This is a genomic window from Brevibacillus sp. MER 51, assembly GCF_023714195.1.
In the GTDB taxonomy this organism is placed as follows: Bacteria; Bacillota; Bacilli; order Brevibacillales; family Brevibacillaceae; genus Brevibacillus.
On record NZ_JAMAUS010000081.1, the window covers coordinates 1 to 286 of the forward strand.

Sequence of the window (286 nt, forward strand, 5' to 3'; positions counted from 1 at the left end):
TCCCTGCGGAGCAAGTACCATCGGCGCTGGAGGGCTTAACGGCCGTGTTCGGCATGGGAACGGGTGTGTCCCCTCCGCCATCATCACCAGACGATTTGACTATTTCTCAAAAGTGACGAAAAATAATGTATCACATCTTCTTGTTCACTTTCAAGTACTTTTTTAAAACTTTTTTGGTGGAGCTGAACGGGATCGAACCGATGACCTCCTGCTTGCAAGGCAGGCGCTCTCCCAACTGAGCTACAGCCCCATACTGGGGAAATATATGGTGGGCCTAGGCTGACTC

The 286-nt window shown here is 50.7% G+C and carries 1 tRNA gene and 1 rRNA gene; both read right to left on the minus strand.

The features are described from left to right. Positions 1-91 (minus strand): 5S ribosomal RNA (rrf, locus tag M3630_RS30750); the annotation flags it as partial. Positions 92-174: 83 nt separating this feature from the next. Next, positions 175-250 (minus strand) — tRNA-Ala (locus tag M3630_RS30755). Positions 251-286: the final 36 nt, after the last annotated feature.